The sequence below is a fragment of the Enterobacter soli ATCC BAA-2102 genome (assembly GCF_001654845.1).
GTDB classification, from domain to species: domain Bacteria; phylum Pseudomonadota; class Gammaproteobacteria; order Enterobacterales; family Enterobacteriaceae; genus Enterobacter; species Enterobacter soli.
This window is the reverse complement of sequence record NZ_LXES01000024.1, coordinates 97,454-116,903: the sequence shown is the minus strand read 5'-3', so window position 1 is coordinate 116,903 and position 19,450 is coordinate 97,454. Positions and strand designations below refer to the sequence as shown.

The 19,450-nt window shown below is 55.0% G+C and carries 16 protein-coding genes; 3 read left to right on the top strand and 13 right to left on the bottom strand.

All coding sequences use genetic code 11. The annotated features are described in order from the left end of the window. Positions 1-71: 71 nt before the first annotated feature. Both yjfN and M987_RS07945 read left to right on the top strand, forming a co-directional pair. Positions 72-359, top strand: coding sequence for a DUF1471 family protease activator YjfN (gene yjfN / locus M987_RS07950; RefSeq protein ID WP_014068625.1), 288 nt, complete (start codon positions 72-74; stop codon positions 357-359). Between the two features lie 170 nt (positions 360-529). After that, positions 530-2,461 carry a methyl-accepting chemotaxis protein gene (locus tag M987_RS07945; RefSeq protein WP_014068624.1) on the top strand — a complete coding sequence of 644 codons (1,932 nt, stop codon included), beginning with the start codon at positions 530-532 and terminating at the stop codon, positions 2,459-2,461. Here the strand turns inward: M987_RS07945 and M987_RS07940 are convergent. After that, a complete protein-coding gene (locus tag M987_RS07940) occupies positions 2,458-4,080 on the bottom strand; it encodes an isovaleryl-CoA dehydrogenase (RefSeq protein WP_014068623.1) in 1,623 nt (540 codons plus the stop codon). The genes M987_RS07945 and M987_RS07940 overlap by 4 nt on opposite strands. Positions 4,081-4,272: 192 nt before the next feature. Between M987_RS07940 and M987_RS07935 the strand changes: the two genes are divergently transcribed. Continuing rightward, positions 4,273-5,562, top strand: coding sequence for an MFS transporter (locus tag M987_RS07935; RefSeq protein WP_014068622.1), 1,290 nt, complete (start codon positions 4,273-4,275; stop codon positions 5,560-5,562). A gap of 90 nt (positions 5,563-5,652) precedes the next feature. Here the strand turns inward: M987_RS07935 and rlmB are convergent, their stop codons facing one another. The 12 genes from rlmB to amiB all read right to left on the bottom strand — a co-directional run bounded on the left by rlmB (position 5,653) and on the right by amiB (position 19,438). After that, on the bottom strand, positions 5,653-6,387 hold the full coding sequence (rlmB, locus tag M987_RS07930) for a 23S rRNA (guanosine(2251)-2'-O)-methyltransferase RlmB (protein WP_010427468.1): 735 nt from the start codon (positions 6,385-6,387) through the stop codon (positions 5,653-5,655). Between the two features lie 68 nt (positions 6,388-6,455). Beyond that, positions 6,456-8,897, bottom strand: a complete 2,442-nt coding sequence (gene rnr / locus M987_RS07925) for a ribonuclease R (protein WP_014068621.1) — start codon at positions 8,895-8,897, stop codon at positions 6,456-6,458. Between the two features lie 38 nt (positions 8,898-8,935). Continuing rightward, the gene (gene nsrR / locus M987_RS07920; protein WP_014068620.1) at positions 8,936-9,361 is read right to left on the bottom strand and encodes a nitric oxide-sensing transcriptional repressor NsrR; all 426 of its coding nucleotides are present in this window, start codon (positions 9,359-9,361) and stop codon (positions 8,936-8,938) included. Between the two features lie 193 nt (positions 9,362-9,554). Then, entirely contained in the window at positions 9,555-10,853 is a 1,299-nt protein-coding gene (locus M987_RS07915) for an adenylosuccinate synthase (RefSeq protein WP_014068619.1), read from the bottom strand. A 103-nt stretch (positions 10,854-10,956) separates the two neighbouring features. Continuing rightward, the gene (locus M987_RS07910; RefSeq protein WP_003855996.1) at positions 10,957-11,154 is read right to left on the bottom strand and encodes a DUF2065 domain-containing protein; all 198 of its coding nucleotides are present in this window, start codon (positions 11,152-11,154) and stop codon (positions 10,957-10,959) included. 71 nt (positions 11,155-11,225) lie between these two features. Further along, positions 11,226-12,230, bottom strand: a complete 1,005-nt coding sequence (hflC, locus tag M987_RS07905) for a protease modulator HflC (RefSeq protein WP_014068618.1) — start codon at positions 12,228-12,230, stop codon at positions 11,226-11,228. 2 nt (positions 12,231-12,232) lie between these two features. Then, positions 12,233-13,498: an FtsH protease activity modulator HflK gene (gene hflK / locus M987_RS07900; protein ID WP_014068617.1), complete on the bottom strand. Its 1,266-nt coding sequence runs from the start codon at positions 13,496-13,498 to the stop codon at positions 12,233-12,235. 56 nt (positions 13,499-13,554) lie between these two features. After that, entirely contained in the window at positions 13,555-14,835 is a 1,281-nt protein-coding gene (gene hflX, locus M987_RS07895; protein ID WP_014068616.1) for a ribosome rescue GTPase HflX, read from the bottom strand. Positions 14,836-14,909: 74 nt separating this feature from the next. Continuing rightward, entirely contained in the window at positions 14,910-15,221 is a 312-nt protein-coding gene (gene hfq / locus M987_RS07890) for an RNA chaperone Hfq (protein ID WP_014068615.1), read from the bottom strand. An 85-nt stretch (positions 15,222-15,306) separates the two neighbouring features. Then, a complete protein-coding gene (miaA, locus tag M987_RS07885; protein WP_014068614.1) occupies positions 15,307-16,257 on the bottom strand; it encodes a tRNA (adenosine(37)-N6)-dimethylallyltransferase MiaA in 951 nt (316 codons plus the stop codon). Then, complete coding sequence (gene mutL, locus M987_RS07880) at positions 16,250-18,094, bottom strand: DNA mismatch repair endonuclease MutL (RefSeq protein ID WP_014068613.1); 1,845 nt, start codon at positions 18,092-18,094, stop codon at positions 16,250-16,252. Before mutL ends, miaA begins: the two co-directional genes overlap by 8 nt. A gap of 9 nt (positions 18,095-18,103) precedes the next feature. Next, entirely contained in the window at positions 18,104-19,438 is a 1,335-nt protein-coding gene (amiB, locus tag M987_RS07875; RefSeq protein WP_014068612.1) for an N-acetylmuramoyl-L-alanine amidase AmiB, read from the bottom strand. Positions 19,439-19,450: the final 12 nt, after the last annotated feature.

The window sequence follows — 19,450 nt, the reverse complement described above, 5'->3', positions numbered from 1 at the left end:
CTCCATGCCCGCAACAATGGAAGTGAGTTTATTCGCGAAGGATTGCCCGGCGGATACCGGAGACATGTGAAATGGAGCTGACGATGAAACGAACTCTTGCTTTGACCTCTCTGTTGCTCTCAGCAGGCCTTGTGAGCACGACTGCGCAGTCAGCTGAATTCGCCAGTGCTGATTGTGTTACTGGCCTCAATGAAATTGGCCAGATCTCCGTGAATAACATTTCGGGGAGCCCGCAAGACGTTGAACGTGTAGTTGCATTAAAAGCAGATGAACAGGGTGCTTCCTGGTATCGCATCATCCAGATGCAGGAAGATAACCACGTCGATCAGTGGCGGGTACAGGCCATTCTCTATGTGTAATTCCTCCAGATAAAAGCCACTTATTTTTAGTGGCTTTTCGTTTTTGCAAATCTTTTATCCTTTAATAAATCATTCAAAAACAATTGAATAACATTTTGTTACATTAAGAAGATAAATGTTATCTCTGCCCTGCCGTTGAAGAGCCATACCTTTTCAATAATGAGCAATTTATGAACAGTTTTTTCCGCCGTGCGGGTCTGGGCACTAAGCTATCGCTGCTTACCGGCGTGAGTGTCGCTATTCTTTTCCTGTTCTTCACTTTTCTGCTTAGCCATAAAACCAGCCAGCAGCTTGAAGCCCTTGCAGTCGAAGACCTGCACAACCAGTCCACCGGCATGGTTGATATGGTTCAAATGTTTAACACCAGCCTGAGCGAAGAGGTTGAAAGTTATACCCGACTGTTCAGCACCTTTTTACCTCAGCCGCTCAACATCGATAATAGCCAGAATCGCACAATCAATGGGATGAACGTCCCCCTGCTGAAAGGTGGTGAAACGGAACTTCATGAAAATAATAGCCTTTCTGACGACTTTCTGAGCCGTACAGGCGCTATCTCAACCCTGTTTGTACGCAGCGGTAACGACTTTGTCCGCGTGGCCACCTCGCTGCGCAAGGAAAACGGCGATCGGGCCATTGGCACCGTGCTGGACACGGCAAGCCCGGCCTTTGCCGCCGTTAGCAAGGGCGAAGTGTATCGCGGCCTGGCATTGCTATTCGGCAAACGCTACATCACCCAATATCAACCCGTTAAAAACAGCGATGGCCAGGTCATTGCCATTATGTTCGTCGGCGTGGATATCACCCACTCCTGGAACGTCATGCGCGAGAAAATCCTCAACCGCCGTCTGGGTGAGAGCGGCCATTTCTTTGTTCTGGATCGCAGCAACGGAAAAACACACGGGCAATTCCTGTTCCATTCCAGCGAAGAGGGCCAGTTACCTAAGTGGAGCAACGCAATCCAGCAGCAGTTGATGAGCGATAAATCCGGCACGCTGGAACGCGAAAGCGATGATGGCCGCACCTTGAAAATGGCCTGGACGCCGATGCCTGGCTGGAACTGGACCATTGTGGGCGAAGTGGATAAATCGGTACTTCTCGCCAGCGTGACGACGTTACGTGACCGTTTCCTGCTGGCGGGCGTGGTGTTATCCGCGCTCTTCGCGGGCCTGTTTGTCCTTATCATTCGCAGGATGCTGACGCGCCCGCTGCGCGATGTTATCCACCTGGCACGTCAATATGCCGCTGGCGACCTCCGCGCCAACCTCCCCGTCACCCGTCGTGATGAAGTGGGCCAGTTGATCACCGCCATTAACGGGATCGGTGCCGGATTACAAAAAATCGTGCTTCAGGTTCGGGAAGCCGCGGGCGAGATCCACATGGGCACGAACGCACTGGCCTCGGATAGCGGGGAGATCTCAGAGCAGATCAACAAACAGGCCAGCAGCGTGGAAGAGACATCGGCCAGCATGGAGCAACTTGCCGCGACCGTGCAGCAAAATGCTGCCAACATGGAGCAAACACAGCAACTGGTGGGCGAAACCTCACAGGCCGTGCATCAGGGCGGCAAGACGGTCACCCACGCGGTAGCCACCATGGATGATATTCGCGACGCATCGAAACGTATCGAAGACATCACGCGCGTGATTGAATCAATTGCATTTCAGACCAATATTCTGGCGCTCAATGCGGCGGTTGAGGCGGCGCGCGCCGGGGAGCATGGCAAGGGTTTCGCCGTGGTGGCGCAAGAAGTTCGCGCCCTGGCAGCACGTAGTGCCAATGCGGTGAAAGAGATTGAGCAGCTGATTGGCGACACGCTGAATAAAGTGAGCGAAGGCCACGCGCTGTCTGAACAGACGCGTCTGGCGATGGATGCCATCATCCTTCATATCGATAACATCAGCCAGCTGGTCACGGAGATTAACCACGCTTCCCACGAGCAGTCGGCGGGGATCCATCAGGTTAACCTTGCCATGACGCACATTGGCGAAGCTTCACATATCAACGCCGACCGCGTTTCACGCAGCGAGCAAACCGCACAAACGCTGCGTGAGAAAGGCTCACACCTTACCCAACTGGTCAGCCTGTTCCAGTTAAAAGACTAACCCACCCTGCCCGTGGCACGCAGCAGCAGGTCATTCTGTACCTGTTCGCTCAGAAGTGAGCCGCCACGGGTATCGAGCATCATGCGGCACCACGCCTGCGCGACCGGCGGCGATGCGTGCCGCAGCATCTGGCTTCCGGCGCCCAGCAAAAAGAGCTGTTGCGTGATCTCCCTGCTCTGCGCCTCCTGAGGTTTACGCAGTTTTTGCTGAAGCTGACGCCAGCTACGATCAAAATGCCGATCCTGCCCTTTTACCTGCACAAAATCGTCGGTGAGCAGCTCAAGAATGCCGGGCTGCTTTGTCAGTACTCGCAGAACATCCAGGCACATGATGTTGCCCGAGCCTTCCCAGATGCTGTTCACCGGCATTTCCCGGTACAGGCGTGGAAGTTCACTCTCTTCGCAATAGCCAATCCCGCCCAGCACCTCCATCGCCTCCGCCACAAACGGGATACCAGCTTTGCACACGCCATATTTTGCTGCTGGGGTGAAAAGCCGCGCCCAGGCCGCTTCCTGCACGTCTTCCCGCGAGTCCCAGGCACGGGCAAGGCGAAACAGCAGCGCGGTTTGTCCCTCAAGCACCAGCGCCATCCGGCTCAGTACATCGCGCATTAAAGGCTGATCGATAAGGTTCTTACCAAATGTCTGTCGCTGATGGGCATGGTACAGCGCCACAGACAACGCCCGGCGCATCAGGCCGTGGCTGCCAAGCGCGCAGTCGAAGCGCGTCATGCCGCCCATCCTGAGGATTTGTCGAATCCCTTCGCCCTCTTCACCCAAAAGCCAGCCGACGGCGTCCAGAAGCTCCACTTCGCTGCTGGCGTTGGAGCGGTTGCCCAGCTTATCTTTCAGCCGCTCCAGACGTACGGCATTGCGCTGCCCGTCAGGTAAAAAGCGCGGGACAAAAAAGCAGGATAACCCCCCTTTCGCCTGGGCCAGCACCAGGTGCGCGTCACTTTGTGGCACCGAGAAAAACCATTTGTGGCCCACCAGCCGGTAACTGCCGTCACTGCTTTTCTCCGCTTTGGTGGTATTGCTGAGAACATCCGAACCGCCCTGTTTTTCGGTCATCCCCATACCAATCAACACCCCACGCTTTTGTCCACCTGGCGCGAGATGCGGGTCATAGCGATCGCTGTGCAAAGGCGTGAGCCAGTCACGAAAGATTTTGGGCAGTGCCTGCTGAAGCAACGGCGTGGCGGCGAAGGTCATGGTGACGGGGCAAAGCGTACCCGCTTCTACCTGCGCATGGAGGATAAAGCGTGCCGCCCTGGCAACGAACGAGCCTTTGCGCGCGTCCTCTTCCCACGCCAGGTTGTGAACCCGGTTGGCACATAGCCCCTGCATCAGTAAATGCCAGGCAGGGTGAAAACGCACATCATCCAGCCGTTCGCCCGTGGCGTCATAGCGCAGAAGTTCCGGCGGATTGACGTTCGCCAGCCTGCCAAGCTCCAGGGATTCTGCCGTACCCAACTGCTGGCCGATGCTGGCGAGCAGTTCCATGTCCCACTCCGCCCCTTCGCGGTTTACCGCTTCACGCAAAGCGCAATCCGAGAGGAAAAGATTGCTGTTGGAAAGCGGCACAGGCTGATTAAAAACCGTATGCGTTTGCCAGTTCATGTTGTGTCCCTCCTTCAGTGGCAATGAAGGTAAGTATGGACAGCACAGGCTAACGCTGCATGGGAGTGGGGTCACAGGGTGGCAATCCCACTGAAATCATTCGTGAAATAGCTCACATAACATAAGAATAAACTATTTCATCACCGATTATTTGTTGAATAATTTATTCTTACTCTTCCAGTGAGGATCCTTATGCAACCTTCACACTTTGCGCCGGATGCGCACAAGCGCGCACTCATTGCCGGCTCTATAGGTAATTTCATCGAATGGTATGAATTTGCGGTGTACGGTTTTCTGGCGACCGTGATTGCGAAGAACTTCTTCCAGCTGGAAGGGGACGCGGGGCTGACCAGCCTGATCCTCACCTACGCCTCGTTTGCCATCGCCTTCTTCTTTCGCCCGCTCGGTGCCGTCGTGTTCGGCCGGATAGGTGACAGGATTGGCCGCAAACCCACGCTGATTATAGTCCTGGTGCTGATGACGCTCGCCACCGCCGCGATTGGTATTGTGCCAGTGTATGCGAGCATCGGGATTGCCGCACCGCTGATGATGACGTTGCTTCGCATATTGCAGGGGCTGTTCGCCGGGGGTGAATACGGTGGCGCGGTCTCGCTAATGACCGAGTTTGCTCCACGAGGCAAACGTGGCCTGTACGGCGCATGGCAATCTTTCACCGTGGCGCTGGGGCTGCTGGCGGGTGCGGGTATTGTCGCCCTCCTCTCTGCGTTGCTTACCCCGGAGGCACTGCACGACTGGGGCTGGCGTATTCCGTTCTTCCTGGCTCTGCCGATGGGCGCAGTTGCCCTGTGGCTGCGCGTGAGCATGGAAGAGACGCCAAGCTTCGTCCAGCAACAGGAAAAGCCGGTTGTCGCTCAGGCTCACACTGCGGCGACGCTGAAAGCCATCGTGATGGGGATTGGCCGGGTCATGGTGTGGTCGGCAGCGGGCTATACCTATCTGGTGATCATGCCCACCTACCTCCAGTCTGCGCTGCATACCGGGTTTAATCAGGCATTGTTGATTGCGGTGATTTCCAATATCGGCTTTGCACTGACCATCATTCCGTCGGGGATCCTGAGCGACCGGATCGGCCGACGTACCGTGATGCTCATTGCCACCGGGCTGCTTCTGATCCTCGCCTTGCCGCTGCTTAAAATCCTCCAGGCAGAGTCCAGCACGCTGGCGGTAAAAGCAATTGTAGTGCTGGTTGCAGGCGGTCTGGTGGGAATGCTGGCAGGGCCGGGGCCTGCGATGCTCTCCGAGATGTTCCCGACCCGCGTGCGTTATACCGGGCTTGGGCTGGCCTACTCGCTCTCAAACGCTATTTTTTCGGGCTGTGCGGGTTTGATTATCACCGGGCTGATTAAAGAGACAGGCAACCTGGACATTCCGGCGTATTACGTCATGGCAACGGCGGTGGTGAGTATTGTGGCACTGATGACGCTCAGAAAGGATGACCATTTGCGGTCACTGGAGGAGTAATGCTGTCACCGTCTGGTGCCCTCACCCCGGCCCTCTCCCACCGGGAGAGGGAGAAAACACAAAAGGCCGTCCATCGGACGGCCTTGCTGTTTATTCTCCGCGCTGACGCACTGCTTCAAACAGGCAAATACCTGTGGCCACAGACACGTTCAGAGACGACACGCTGCCCGCCATCGGGATGCTGATCAGCTCATCGCAGTGTTCGCGCGTCAGGCGACGCATTCCTTCACCCTCTGCACCCATCACCAGTGCCAGACGACCGGTCATTTTGCTCTGATACAGAGTATGGTCGGCTTCACCCGCGGTGCCCACGATCCAGATGTTCTCTTCCTGAAGCAGACGCATGGTACGCGCCAGGTTGGTAACACGGATCAGCGGAACGTTCTCTGCCGCGCCGCAGGCCACTTTTTTGGCCGTGGCGTTCAGCTGTGCAGAGCGATCTTTTGGCACGATAACCGCGTGCACACCGGCCGCATCAGCACTACGCAGACACGCGCCCAGGTTGTGCGGATCGGTCACGCCGTCCAGGATCAGGAAGAACGGGTTATCCAGTTCGGCAATCAGATCCGGCAGATCGTTTTCCTGATACTGACGGCCCGGCTTCACGCGCGCAATAATGCCCTGGTGAACCGCGCCTTCGCTTTTCTCATCCAGGAACTGGCGGTTCGCCAGCTGGATCACCACGCCCTGAGCTTCAAGCGCGTGGATAAGCGGCATCAGACGTTTATCTTCACGCCCTTTCAGAATAAAGACTTCCTGAAAACGCTCCGGCGCGCGCTCCAGCAGGGCTTGCACCGCGTGGATGCCGTAAATCATTTCACTCATTGATGGTTCTCATTATAACGATACTTTTCCCTCTCCCCGTGGGGAGAGGGTCAGGGTGAGGGGCGGAATTACTCCGCCTGCGTTTTCTTCGCCGCGCGCTTCGCTTTGGTGGCGGCAGCAATTTTTTGGGTCTTAGCGGAAGGCTTTTTCGCTGAGCGAGCTTCTTTCTTCGCGGCCTTCGGTTTCTTTTTCTTTTCGCCACGGAAGGCGCTGTCCGGCTCAAAGTTTACCTTTTTACCAGCCTGGCGACGCTTGCCGCTGGTGTTACCGTTGCCGCCTTTTTTGGCTTTCTCACGCGCAGTTTTGCCAACATTACGTGGGCCACGCTCGCTGGAAATCAGGCTAAAGTCGATTTTACGCTCGTCCATATTAACGGCTTCGACTTTCACTTCGACACGATCGCCCAGGCGATAAGTCTGGCCGCCGGATTCGCCAATCAGACGCTGGCCAACCTGGTCAAAGCGGTAGTAGTCGTTATCCAGACTGGACACATGTACCAGGCCATCGATAAACAGATCGTCGAGACGGACAAAGAAACCAAAGCCGGTCACGCTGGCAATCACGCCCTTGAAGACGTTACCGACCTGATCCAGCATAAAGTCGCATTTCAGCCAGTCGGAGACTTCACGCGTGGCTTCATCAGCGCGGCGTTCGGTCATGGAGCAGTGCTGGCCCAGTTGCAGCATCTCTTCCATCGAGTAGTGATAACCACCCGTTTCCGTAGTGTTGCCCTTATGCCCCTGCTCCTGCGCCAGCAGATACTTAATCGCACGGTGCAGGGAGAGATCCGGATAACGGCGGATAGGGGACGTGAAGTGTGCATACGACTGCAACGCCAGGCCAAAGTGACCCCGGTTTTCCGGATCGTAAATCGCTTGCTTCATAGAGCGTAGCAGCATGGTTTGCAGCATTTCTGCGTCAGGGCGGTCGCCGATGGACTCCAGCAGTTCAGCATAATCACGCGGCTCCGGCTTGTTGCCGCCCGGCAGTTCAAGACCCAGCTCGGCCAGAACAGTACGGAATGCGGTAATCGCTTCGGTGCTTGGTTTATCGTGGATACGGAACAGTGCTGGCTCTTTGGCTTTTTCAACGAAACGCGCCGCTGAGATGTTCGCCAGAATCATGCACTCTTCAATCAGTTTGTGCGCATCGTTACGCTGCGTCTGCTCAATACGCTCGATACGACGTTCGGCGTTGAAGATAAACTTCGCCTCTTCGCTTTCAAACGAGATCCCGCCGCGCTCTTCGCGCGCCTGATCCAGCGTCTTGTAAAGGTTGTGCAGTTCTTCGATGTGTTTGACCAGCGGTGCGTATTGTTCACGCAGATCCTGGTCGCCCTGGAGCATATGCCAGACCTTGGTATAGGTCAGACGCGCATGAGAGCTCATCACCGCTTCGTAGAACTTATAACCGGTTAAGCGGCCTTTGGTGGAGATAGTCATCTCACACACCATACACAGGCGATCAACCTGCGGGTTCAGGGAGCACAGGCCGTTAGAGAGTACTTCCGGCAGCATCGGTACAACCTGGGACGGGAAGTAAACCGATGTACCACGGCTGCGGGCTTCATTATCCAGCGGCGTATGCGGGCGAACGTAATAGCTTACGTCGGCGATAGCCACCCACAGGCGCCAGCCGCCACCGCGTTTTTTCTCGCAGTACACGGCGTCATCGAAGTCACGCGCATCTTCACCATCAATCGTGACCAGCGGCAGGGAGCGCAGGTCCACGCGGCCTGCTTTGGACTCTTCCGGCACCACTTCTTTCAGGCCGACAATCTGCTCTTCAACGGCTTTTGGCCATACATAGGGGATTTCATGGGTACGCAGCGCCATATCAACCGCCATACCCGTGCCCATGTTATCGCCAAGCACTTCAACAATTTTACCTACCGCTTTGGTGCGACGAGTCGGGCGCTGGGTCAGTTCGACGACGACCACAAAGCCCATCCGCGCGCCCATGACTTCTTCAGGCGGGATCAGGATATCGAAACTCAGGCGGCTATCATCCGGCACCACAAAACCCACGCCTGCATCGGTAAAATAGCGGCCGACAATCTGGCTGGTCTTCGGTACAAGAATGCGCACCACGCGCGCTTCGCGACGACCTTTACGATCGGCACCCAGTGGCTGAGCCAGAATTTGATCGCCATGAATGCACATCTTCATCTGTTCGGATGACAGGTACAGGTCGTCTTTACGTCCTTCCACGCGCAGGAAACCGTAGCCGTCACGGTGACCAATGACGATCCCTTTCAGCAGATCAAGACGTTCAGGCAGGGCGTAGCACTGGCGGCGGGTAAAGACCAGTTGCCCGTCGCGCTCCATGGCACGCAGGCGGCGGCGAAGGGCTTCAATTTGCTCTTCACCTTCAATGTTTAATTCAACGGCAAGTTCTTCACGATTGGCGGGTTTTTCGCGCTTTGTTAAGTGTTCAATGATGAACTCGCGGCTTGGGATTGGATTCGCGTATTTTTCGGCTTCGCGTTCCTGGAAAGGATCATGTGACATAGCGGTTCCTCCGTTGTCAGCTCCAGTGGAAATTTTCTTCATTCCACCAGCAATAATTTATAAAGCGGTTGATTCTCTTCAACCAAATCGGCCAGCGTGTAGTTATCCAGTTCCTTGAGAAAACTTTGCACGGCCTTAGAAAGCGCCTGTTTCAGACGACAAGCGGGCGTAATGTGGCAGAACTCGCTGCTGCAATTCACCAGAGACAATGGCTCCAGTTCACGTACCACATCCCCAACCCGGATACTCTGCGCCGGTTTCCCAAGGCGGATCCCGCCATTCTTCCCGCGGACGGCAGCAACATATCCGGCACGACTAAGTTGATTGATTATTTTGACCATATGATTACGGGACACACCGTAGACCTCTGTTACTTCAGAGATGCTGGTCATTTTCCCATCGGGTAACGACGCCATGTAAATCAGCGCGCGTAAGCCGTAATCGGTGAAACTTGTTAACTGCACATCAACCTCAGGAAAAAGGGAAAACGCGGTAAAACCGCAGAGATATTCATTAATGATGATAAACCAGCCAGATAGTTGGCGGCTAATTTATTTGACAGACGGGGCGAAAAAGCGGGGATCTCAGAGCGTTAACCGGATGGCGCTACGCTTTATCTGGCCTACAGGTTTCCCCGCAGGCCAGCAGTCACGAAGATTATGCGTCGAACGGGTCGCGCAGGATCATCGTTTCAGTACGATCCGGGCCGGTAGAAATAATATCAATCGGCACTTCGGTCAGTTCTTCAATACGCTTGATGTAATCCAGTGCTGCCTGTGGCAGGCCACTACGCTCTTTCACACCGAAGGTGGTTTCAGACCAGCCCGGCATGGTTTCGTAGATTGGCTCGATGCCTTCCCAGTCGTCAGCTGCCAGCGGAGTGGTCGTCACTTCGCGGCCATCTGGCATCCGGTAGCCCACACAGATTTTTACTTCTTTCAGGCCGTCCAGCACGTCCAGCTTAGTCAGGCAGAAGCCAGACAGGGAGTTGATCTGCACTGCGCGACGCACTGCAACCGCATCCAGCCAGCCGGTACGACGACGACGACCGGTGGTCGCGCCAAACTCGTTACCCTGCTTGCACAGGAACTCGCCGATATCATCAAACAGCTCAGTCGGGAACGGACCCGCACCCACGCGAGTGGAGTATGCTTTGATGATGCCCAGAACGTAATCCACATAACGCGGACCCAGGCCAGAGCCGGTCGCCACGCCACCTGCGGTGGTGTTAGAGGAGGTTACGTACGGATAGGTACCGTGGTCGATATCCAGCAGCGTACCCTGCGCACCTTCGAACATGACGAAATCGCCACGCTTGCGCGCCTGGTCCAGCAGATCGGACACATCAACAACCATACCGGTCAGGATGTCAGCAATCGCCATGACGTCATCCAGCACTTTCTGGTAGTCAACAGCGTCAGCTTTGTAGAAGTTCACCAGCTGGAAGTTGTGATATTCCATCACTTCTTTCAGTTTGTCAGCGAAGGTTGCTTTGTCGAAGAGGTCGCCTACGCGCAGACCGCGACGTGCAACTTTGTCTTCGTAAGCTGGCCCAATACCACGGCCAGTGGTGCCGATAGCTTTCGCGCCACGCGCTTTTTCACGCGCTACGTCCAGCGCCACATGATAATCCAGGATCAGCGGGCACGCTTCAGAGAGCAGCAGACGCTCACGAACAGGGATACCACGGTCTTCCAGACCTTTCATCTCTTTCATCAGCGCAGCTGGAGACAGCACAACGCCGTTACCGATGATGCTGGTGACGTTTTCGCGAAGAATACCTGATGGAATAAGATGGAGGACGGTTTTTTCACCGTTGATTACGAGAGTATGGCCTGCGTTGTGACCGCCCTGGTAGCGTACAACATATTTAGCCCGTTCAGTCAGAAGATCAACAATCTTCCCTTTACCTTCGTCACCCCATTGGGTGCCCAGTACGACGACGTTGTTACCCATTTTTTCAAAATCACCGTTTGCTTAAAAATGGATTCTACCATCGCTTTTTCAGATATACAGCACTTTTTGGCCCCAAAACATGCCAAATCCGACCACTTTTTGATCAGCCAATCGTTTTCCTCAACATGTAGTAGATAACGATGCCGGCAACCACAAGACCACCGCCAAATCGGCGCAAAATATTATCCGGAAGCTGGCTCATTGTGGCGATCATACGACGCCAGGCACGCGGATAAAGCATTGGGCCCAACCCTTCCAGGACTAAAACAAGAGCCAGCGCCAGCCAGATCGTTGAATTCATTTTGGTTCCTTATAAAAGAAAACCACCGCTCCGTTGAGAGCGGTGGTTTGAAAACTCAAACGAGCCTGAGTTTATCGCGTTGCGTTAGCTGGCGTCTTCATATAACGGAAGAAATCGCTGTCCGGGCTGAGCACCATCACATCCTGGTTGCTCTGGAAGCTATTCTCGTAAGCACGCAGGCTACGGATGAAGGCATAGAAGTCTGGATCCTGGCTGAAGGCATCAGCGAACAGTTTCGCCGCTTCGGCATCACCTTCACCGCGCAGGATACGACCCTGACGTTCAGACTCAGCAAGCGTCTTGGTCACTTCGTAGTCCGCGGCAGCGCGCAGCTTCTCAGCCTCTTCCTGACCCTGCGAACGGTGACGACGGGCTACCGCTTCACGCTCAGCGCGCATACGGTTGTAAATCGCCTCAGACACTTCAGCAGGCAGGTTGATTTGCTTGATACGCACGTCAACCACTTCGATACCCAGTGCAGCCATACTGTTCGGGTTAATCACCGGCACTTTGCCGTTGGTTTCAGCCTGAACACGTTCTGCTGCTTTGGCAATCGCGTCATCCGCGGCCGGAGTAGAGACTTCGTCTTCCGTGCCCGCTGTACCGGAGTTCAGCGCATCACGCACTTCCAGCGTCAGACGACCGCGGGAGTCGGTCACGATGTCTTTCACATCCAGACGACCAATCTCAGAACGCAGACGGTCAGAGAACTTACGTTTCAACAGTACTTCTGCCTGAGAAACATCGCCACCGCCTGTCGCCAGGAAGTAACGGCTGAAATCACTGATGCGCCATTTGATATAGGAATCAACGATCAGGTCTTTCTTCTCTTTGGTCACGAAACGATCGGCCTGGTTATCCATGGTCTGGATACGCGCATCGAGCGTTTTCACAGACTGAATGAAAGGCACCTTGAAGTGCAGACCCGGCTCATAAATCACCGGACGCTTGTCACCATCACGGACGACGCTGCTGAACTGGAACTTAATCCCACGTTCACCCTCTTTCACAACGAAAATAGAGGTATAAAGCACGACCAATACGATGATGATGATCGCAATAACTGACTTACGCATCCTTATTCCCCCTGACGCTGGTAGTCGTTACGCTGCGCGTTAGCACGGCGTTGGTCCATGATGTCACCATCGTTCGAAGAAGGCGTTGTAGTCGCACTGGAGCTACCTGATGACGCTGGCGGCAGACGCAGCAGGTTGTTAGCACCGCTGTTGTCTGACGACTTCGCCGCAGGCGCAGAACCGCCTTTCAGCATCTGATCCAACGGCAGCACCATCAGGTTTCCACCTTTGCTGTCGTTAACCAGCACTTTACGCGTATGGCTCAGCACTTTTTCCATGGTCTCGATATACAGACGTTCACGGGTAATTTCCGGAGCCGCTTTATATTCAGGCAGGATCTTCGCGAAACGAGCCACTTCACCCTGAGCTTCCAGGATGGTCTGAGTCTTGTATGCACGCGCTTCTTCAAGAATACGCTGCGCCTGACCGTTAGCACGCGGCTGAACTTCGTTGGTGTAGGCTTCCGCTTCACGGATGTACTGCTGTTCGTTTTCACGGGCAGCAATCGCATCATCAAACGCCGCTTTCACTTCTTCCGGCGGACGAGCAGCCTGGAAGTTAACGTCCAGCAGGGTGATACCCATGTTGTATGGGCGAATGGTCTCTTCAAGCTCACGCTGAGTATCGCTACGAATAACGGTACGACCTTCGGTCAGGATGCGATCCATGGTGTATTTACCGATAACACCACGCAGCGCGCTGTCGGTTGCCTGACGCAGGCTGTCATCCGCACTGGTCACGCTAAACAGATAACGTTCAGGATCGGTCACGCGGTACTGCACGTTCATCTCAACGCGCACCACGTTTTCGTCAGACGTCAGCATCACGCCAGATGCGGCCAGTTCACGCACGGACTCCACGTTTACCGCGGTCACGTCGTCAATGAACGTTGGCTTCCAGTTCAGGCCTGGTTCAACCAGATGGCTGAACTTACCGAAACGAGTGACTACGCCGCGTTCTGCTTCTTTAATGGTGTAGAATCCGCTGGCAGCCCAGATGATCACCACAGCAGCGGCAGCAATGCCCACTATGCGGCCACCCATTTGCGGGCGCGGCCCCTGTGGAGCATTTCCACCCGAGCCAGAACCTTTACCTCCGCCAAGACCACCAAGCTTCTTGCTTAGTTTGCGGAAGATATCATCCAGATCCGGCGGCCCCTGCTCGCGACCACCTTTGTTGCCATTTCCCCCAGAGTTGCCGCCTTGATTATTGCTGCTTCCCCACGGGTCGCGGTCTTGTCCGTTATTACCGGGCTGATTCCACGCCATGTATATGCTCCATATTTGTTATGCAAGGGCGAATTATTCAGGCATCCCCTTTCTGGTCAGACGATATAGTCCACCAGCGCAGGTTCTTGTTTACAGAGGCGACGCCAGTCAACGATCGGCATACGCACCTGCATCCCCACGCTGCCGTCATCCTCCATCCACTCTTTTTCTATCGCCTGAAGCTGATAAAACCGGCTGCGCAGCCTGCCTTCCTGTGGCGGCAATCGCAGCGTGTGCTGGGCTACCTCACCGGAAAGACGTTCTGTCAAAGCCTGGAAAAGCAGTGGCACACCAATACCGGTCTGAGCGGAAAGCCAGACCCGAATCGGTTTGTTCTCTTCATCTCGATCAATACGCGGCTCAAAATCTTCCAGCATATCGATCTTGTTCATCACCAACAGCGTTGGGATTTCGTGGGCGTCAATTTCTTCCAGCACCACGTTTACTGCATCAATATTTTCCTGCACACGAACGTCTGCTGCGTCAATAACGTGCAGCAACAGGGTTGCTTGTCGTGTTTCCTGCAATGTGGCCTTAAACGCCGCCACCAGGTCATGCGGCAGATGGCGGATAAACCCAACCGTATCCGCCAGAACAGTTTCACCTACGTCTGCAACATCAATACGACGCAGCGTAGGGTCCAGGGTCGCAAACAGTTGGTCTGCGGCATAAACCTGGGCCTCAGTAATCTGGTTAAACAGGGTGGATTTACCGGCGTTGGTATACCCCACCAGCGACACCGTCGGGATGTCGGCTTTTGTTCGCGCCCGACGCCCCTGCTCACGCTGTTTCTCTACTCTTTCCAGCCGCGAGAGGATCTGGGTAATACGGCCACGCAACAGACGGCGGTCGGTTTCGAGCTGGGTTTCACCCGGACCGCGCAAACCAATCCCGCCTTTTTGTCTTTCAAGGTGGGTCCAGCCACGCACCAGGCGCGTCGCCAGATGACGCAGCTGCGCCAGCTCAACCTGCAACTTACCTTCGTGGGTACGCGCACGCTGAGCAAAAATATCTAAAATCAATCCCGTGCGATCGATAACACGGCATTCGCAAAGGGCTTCCAGGTTGCGCTCCTGGGCTGGAGACAGCGCATGATCAAACAACACGACTGACGCGCCGGTTGCTTTTACGGCATCCGCAATTTCGACTGCTTTACCTTCACCAACAAAATACTTCGGGTGCGGCGCTTTACGGCTACCGGTAATCACCTGCATTGCTTCGACACCGGCGGAAGAGACCAGAGATTCAAACTCCTGGAGGTCTTCCATATCTTTGTCTTGCGAAAAATAGATGTGTACCAGCACCGCCTGCTCACCGGCATCATAACGGTCAAACAAGCGTATAACCCTCTAAAAAGATCAGCGGGGAACGCAGGATCGCTGGCTCCCCGTGTGGATAACAGCCGGAGAACTTATTCGTTCTCTTCGCTGTCCTGCGCCGGCGTTGAAGAACCCTGCGCGTTGCTGCCATGATGGTAGTTACTGCCTGTGCCGCCGCCAGCGTTATTGCTGTGATGGGAGACCGGACGGGACGGAACAACAGTAGAGATAGCGTGCTTGTAGACCATCTGACTGACCGTGTTTTTCAACAGGATCACGAACTGATCGAAAGACTCAATCTGACCTTGCAGCTTAATACCATTCACCAAATAAATAGAAACTGGAACACGTTCCCGACGCAATGCGTTCAGGAACGGATCTTGTAAAGATTGCCCCTTAGCCATTCTATCTTTTCCTTATATGCTTGTTTTGTACTTAGAACCTTGCGATTCTGAAAAATTGCGCACGATACGGCTTAATTGTACACATTCAGTGAGCGATATCACCAACAACCTCAATCACTTCGTTTAGCGCTTGTTGCGGTTTTTCACTGTCTAACCAGTGAACACCCTCCCAACCGCGTAACCAGGTGATCTGGCGCTTCGCTAACTGTCTCGTGGCGCAAACACCTCGATAAACCATTTCATCGTATGAAATCTCACCTTCAAGATACGACCACATCTGGCGGTATCCCACACAACGAATGGAAGGCATATCCGTATGCAAATCTCCACGGGCAAAAAGCGCCCGCACTTCTGCTTCAAAATCTGAAGCTAACATCTGATGAAAACGCTGCTCAATTCGCTGATGGAGCAGTTCACGGCTCGCCGGGGCGATGGCGAACTGATGCACCTGATACGGCAGAGCTTCTCCTGACGTTTGCGTCAGTTCCGTTAAAGTTTTACCCGAAATGAAAAAAACTTCCAGTGCCCGGGAAAGCCTTTGCGGATCATTTGGATGAATCCGTGCTGCGGCAACTGGGTCAATCTCCTCCAGTTGCTTGTGCAAAACGTCCCATCCTTGCTCTGCCGCCTGCTGCTCAATCTTCGCTCTTACCTCGGGATCCGCTGATGGCAAAGGTGATAACCCTTCCAGCAGCGCCTTAAAGTAGAGCATTGTCCCGCCAACCAGCAGCGGAATTCGTCCCGCAGCGGTTATCTCGGCCATCTGCTCAAGCGCATCGCGGCGAAAATCAGCGGCGGAATACGCTTGCGACGGGTCGAGAATATCCAGTAACCGGTGCGGTGCCGCGCGCAGTTCTTCTGCGTTCGGCTTTGCCGTGCCGATATCCATCCCTCGATAGATGAGGGCAGAATCGACGCTAATCAACTCTACGGGCAAAACTTTACGTAACTCAATGGCTAATGCCGTTTTGCCGGAGGCCGTTGGCCCCATCAAAAATAGTGCCTTAGGCAGGCTCGCCTTGCTTACATCAATCATGTTTCAGGGCGGTCATCGCCGTTTGTAAATCAACAGGTTGCAATAATCCACCCGGCGGCGTTTTCACCAGTTGCGGACAAAGGCGCTCGACCTCTGCCAGCACGGTAATCGCCTGCGCCATACTCCACGGATTGTGTTCACTCGCCAGATGGCGGGCTATCCACTGCGCGATATTGGCGGCAACAAACGTTGTTTGCTGCGCCAGGTAGCCTATCAGTTCAGGAATCAAGTTTTGTAAATTTTGTTGGCGTAAGGGTAAAGGCACTGCACGAATTGTCACATGCTGTGCTTCTAACACAAATTCAATGCCCATTTCCGCGAGTTGCTCTGTAGCACGCTGTAATACTGACAGTTCTTGTGGGGATATTTTTAAGCGCACCGGAATTAACAGCGGTTGTGCACACGCCGCATTTGCCCCCGGCGTCAGCTGCGCTTGCTTGAGCCAACGCTCAGCAACCGGCAAAGCGAGTAGCGCCAGCTTGCCCTCACGTTCAAGCAGCGCCATATCCGGAGCGACAATCGTCAATACCCGGCCAAAGCTCTGGCTATGCCCTTCCAGTGAAGGTGTCGGAACCTCAATATGCTCTTTACGTTCCACGGCTGGGGTGTCGAGCAATTTACGGTACAACGCCCCCTGCTGTTTTTGGTAGCCGGGCTGAGCGTTTGGATAGTTAGCCCCTGTCGGGCGCGGAGTGTTCCCCACCGACGAGAAACGCGGCGCCGCTGGTTCACGCGCAACCGCAGGTTCAGCAAAATGGTTACGCCCCGCGGCGACACGGTTTTCCGGCAGCGGGCGCGGCACAGGTTCTTCGTTTTGCAGCGGCAGCGCGGGTTCGGCCTGCTGCTGCAATACGCTCAGCACGCCCTGATAGATAAAATCATGCACCAGACGCGACTGGTGAAAACGCACTTCATGCTTGGCAGGATGCACGTTCACGTCGACCTGATGCGGGTCAATCTCCAGATACAGCACAAACGCGGGCTGCTGGTCGGCCCCGAGTTTGTCTTCACACGCCTGGCGAATAGCGTGGTTAATCAGGCGGTCGCGCATCATACGGCCGTTCACATAGCAATACTGGATCTCCGTGAATGCCGCACTGGATGCCTTAGGATCGGCCACCCAACCATGCAGGGCCAGATCGCCATGCTGCCACTCGATCGCCAGTGCTTGCTCCAGAAACGGCATCCCGCAAATAGCGCCCAGGCGGCGCTCTTTCTGCCCACCTTCCGCTACGGCACGATACTGGCGCATCACCTTGCCGTTATGGCTGAGATTAATGGTGACATCAAAGCGAGCCAGTGCAATACGACGGATAATTTCATCGATATGGCCAAACTCGGTTTTTTCGGTGCGCATGAATTTGCGCCGGGCAGGGGTGTTGTAGAACAGATCTAACACTTCCAACGTGGTGCCAACAGGATGGGCCGCGGGCTTGACCGTCACGTCCATGTCGCGCCCTTCGGCGTAGGCTTGCCAGGCTTCTTGCTGTTCAGCCGTGCGGGAGGTCAGCGTCAGACGGGAAACGGAGCTGATACTGGCCAGCGCCTCGCCGCGAAAGCCGAGGCTAATGATGGCTTCCAGATCGTCAAGCGAGGCAATTTTACTGGTGGCATGACGCGCCAGCGCCAGCGCCAGCTCGTCTTTTTTGATGCCACAGCCGTTGTCACGAATGCGGATAAGCTTTGCGCCACCGCGTTCGATATCAATATCGATGCGGGTTGCCCCCGCATCAAGACTGTTTTCCACCAGCTCTTTCACCACCGATGCAGGTCGTTCCACCACCTCACCGGCGGCGATTTGGTTCGCAAGCTGCGGCGGTAGAACCTGAATCGGCATGAATGCTCCTTAGTTTGTCGCGGTCATCTCACCCGGCAGCGCCGCACTGGCCGTCTGCCCTGCACCGCCCCGTGGCGCGGACTGCAACGGATGCGCATTAAAGTATTTGCGCAGACCATTATAAATCGCATCAGCAATCTGCTGCTGATAGCTATCGCTCCCCAGCAAGCGCTCTTCACCGTTATTGCTGATGAAGCCCGTCTCGACGAGGATGGATGGAATATCTGGCGAACGTAACACGCCCAGGCTTGCATGTTCCGGGCGACGTTTATGCAACACACCCACGCTTTGCAACTGGCTCAATACGTTAGTCGCCACATCATACCCGACGCGTTGCGAATGGCCGAATTGTAAATCCAGAACCGCCTGGCTGAGGTACGGATCAGACTGACTATTTGCCAGCACATCACCCGCGCCGCCTAACAGTTCGGACTGCTTCTCATGCTGTTCCAGCCAGCCGGCCATTTCGCTGTTAGCGCGACGGTTGGAAAGCACCCAGACAGACGCCCCGGTGGCATCACGGTTTGGCGCAGCATCCGCATGAATCGACACCAGAAAGTTCGCATTCTGTTTACGCGCCACATCCGAACGCCCCATCACGGAGATAAAATAATCGCCGTCACGGGTCAGCACGCCTTTGAACATCGGGTCATCGTTGAGCAATGCACGTAACTTACGGGCAATCGCGATAGTGACATTTTTTTCCTGCGTGCCGCCCGGCCCGATAGCGCCCGGGTCTTGCCCGCCATGCCCGGCGTCGATAGCGATAATCACTTTATCGCCACTCACCGCACGCGTGCTGGCCGCAGGGCGTGTTGCCGTATTGCTGCTGGTCACGCTAGTGATACGGTCATTCTCTGATTTAAACGGATTCCGCGCCGGCGTGGATGGACGCGGCGTATATACCGGCTCTTCCACACGTTTTACCACCACTGGTGGTGGTGGCGGCGGCGGTGGCGCGTCAGCATTGATGGTAAAGACCACCGTATAGTTCGCGCCATTCTGCTGCTTCACCGCCTGCGTTTTGCCCTTTTCGGTCAAATCGACCACCAGCCGTAACGACTGATCGTCTTTTGCCGTGCCAGAGCGAATACGTTTTACCAGGTTATTCCCGCTAAATTGCAGCGGCAACCCCTGGACCACACCCGTTTGCTTGATATCCAGCGCCACGCTGTGGCTATCGATTTGGGAAAACGCATACTCAGGATCGCCCATAAAGCTGAACGTAATCCGCGCCTGGTTTTCACCGTTCGATACCTGAATATCCGAGAGACTGGCCGCGCCGGCGTGCGCGCACAGCAACACCGTTGCAGCCAATAACCAACCTTTAACGCGATTAATCATCCCGTTATCCCT